The sequence below is a fragment of the Vogesella mureinivorans genome, assembly GCF_007644035.1.
GTDB classification, from domain to species: Bacteria; Pseudomonadota; Gammaproteobacteria; order Burkholderiales; family Chromobacteriaceae; genus Vogesella; species Vogesella mureinivorans.
The window spans coordinates 1-252 of record NZ_VMTV02000194.1 but is presented as its reverse complement, the minus strand read 5'-3'; the positions used below and the strand labels follow the sequence as shown (position 1 = coordinate 252).

The following is a 252-nucleotide window of genomic DNA, read 5'->3' as shown; positions in this document are numbered from 1 at the left end:
CGCCTACCGCACCCTGGTCAGCTCGACCAAGTCGATGACCGGCCATCTGCTTGGCGCGGCCGGCGGCGTGGAGGCGATCTTCAGCATCCTCGCGCTCTACCACGGCCTGGTGCCGCCGACGATCAACCTCGACGAGCCCGGCGAGGGCTGCGACCTCGACTACGTGCCCAACGTGGCGCGCGAGGCGAAGATCGAGGTCGCGATGTCCAACGGCTTCGGCTTCGGCGGCACCAACGGCACCCTGGTGTTCCG

The 252-nt window shown here is 69.0% G+C and carries 1 pseudogene; it reads left to right on the top strand.

From position 1 onward, the window contains the following. A pseudogene (locus FLQ44_RS07765) lies at positions 1-252 on the top strand (beta-ketoacyl-ACP synthase II); the annotation flags it as partial.